The 1,648-nt window shown below is 69.8% G+C and carries 2 protein-coding genes and 1 pseudogene; 2 read left to right on the forward strand and 1 reads right to left on the reverse strand.

The genetic code is table 11. From position 1 onward, the window contains the following. Both CSC76_RS18805 and CSC76_RS18810 read left to right on the forward strand, forming a co-directional pair. Positions 1-223, forward strand: a 223-nt coding sequence (locus tag CSC76_RS18805; protein ID WP_162111484.1) for a c-type cytochrome, incomplete at its 5' end; no start/stop codon positions are given. A 7-nt stretch (positions 224-230) separates the two neighbouring features. Continuing rightward, entirely contained in the window at positions 231-686 is a 456-nt protein-coding gene (locus CSC76_RS18810) for a c-type cytochrome (RefSeq protein ID WP_162111485.1), read from the forward strand. 164 nt (positions 687-850) lie between these two features. Here CSC76_RS18810 and CSC76_RS18815 read toward each other — a convergent pair. Further along, positions 851-1,648: pseudogene (locus tag CSC76_RS18815) on the reverse strand (hypothetical protein); the annotation flags it as partial.

Raw genomic sequence — 1,648 nt, forward strand, 5'->3', positions numbered from 1 at the left:
CACCTACACCTGCCTGGGCTGCCATGGCATCGAGGGTTACAAGAACGCCTATCCCAGCTTCAAGGTGCCGAAGATCGGCGGGCAGTCGGCCGACTACCTGGCCAACGCGCTGACCGAGTACCGCAACGGCAACCGCAAGCACCCCACCATGCAGGCCCAGGCGCAGAGCTTCTCCGAGCAGGACATCGCCGACATCGCCGCCTTCCTTTCCACCGTCAAGTAAGCCCACCATGCCCAACGCCAAGCACGCCCAGCGTCTAGCCATCGCCCTGTTCGCTGCCTTCGCCCTGGTGGCCTGCTCGAAGGAAAACACTGAAGCCGCCGCCCAGGATCCGGGCCACGCCAGCGGCGAGCACGGCGCCAGTTCGTCGGCCGGCCTGCCCAAGGGTCATATCGCCAAGGGCGAGGAACTGGCCAAGGCCAAGGGCCAGGCCACCGGCCAGAGCTGCGTGGACTGCCATGGCGCCGAGGGCAATGCTCCCATCGACGACACCTACCCCAAGCTGGGTGGGCAGTACGCGGACTATCTGGCACACGCGCTGCAGGCCTATCGCGGCGGCGACCGCCAGCACGCGCTGATGAGCCCGCAGGCCGCCGGCCTGAGCGACCAGGACATCTCCGACCTGGCCGCCTATTTCGGTTCGCGGCCCTCGCAGCTGCGCGACCTGCACAACGTCAACAAGTAAGACGTCCCTCGTCGGGAACGCGAAAACGGAGCCGCGAGGCTCCGTTTTCGTATCCGACTGCAGCAATGTCTTACATGGGAGCGACGCGAGTTGCGATGGGAGACCGCGGTGGTTCACCGCGGCTCACGTCGCTCGCACACCACGCATTTTTTGCCCTCCCGCCCTCAGCTGTCGGTCGGGATCGGCGTGCGCTTGACCGGGATGTCCGGCGGCGGGCGCGCCTTCGGCGGCTCCGGGAACAGGCTGCCCAGGCCGCAGCCGCCCCCCAGCTGCAACACCGAAATCGTGCACTTCAGTTTCATGTTCGTGCCGGGGATGGCGATCTCCATCTCGCGCACGTTGCGCCGCACCCACTCGGCCAGCAGCGATTCGCTGGGCACCCAGTACTTGTCGAAGCTGGTCGGCTCGTAGTCGTAAGGCGGCCGCTGCAGCCAGGTGCCCGCCTCTGCCAGCTGTTCCCGGGTCCACTGGTCGTTCTGCCCGCCCGGCGCGCCACGTGGGGGCTCGGATTGGCCCGTGACGCCGGGAACCCGCAGGCTGCCGTCGGCGTTGTACAGACCCGGCTTGTCGCGTCCGTCCGCCGCACTGTCGCCCGCCACGTTGCGCCGCGCATTGCCCCATTCGTCGGTGCGTGCGGGGGTGTCCCAGCCGCCTGCGCGCGCCGCGGGCGCGGCAGGGGATGCGGTGGAGGACGTTGCCGACGCCGTACCGCGGGGGGCGGACGATGTCGAGGTTCCTGCCGGTGCACGTGGCTGCGCTGACGCAGCCGCGTCGGCCGCCGTGGGCGCTGCGGGAGCGGAACGCGGGGCCGTGGAAGGCCCGGGGGCAGGTTCGCGGATCTGCGCCTGCTGGACGCCACGCTCGCGCGCCGTGATATCGCGCGGCGCGACCTCGGCCGCGCGACGCGGAAGGTCGCGGACCTCCGGCGCCTGCAGCGGCGCCGGGATTTCCCGCTCCCGCAC

Source organism: Pseudoxanthomonas mexicana (genome assembly GCF_010093385.1).
GTDB classification, from domain to species: Bacteria; Pseudomonadota; Gammaproteobacteria; order Xanthomonadales; family Xanthomonadaceae; genus Pseudoxanthomonas_A; species Pseudoxanthomonas_A mexicana.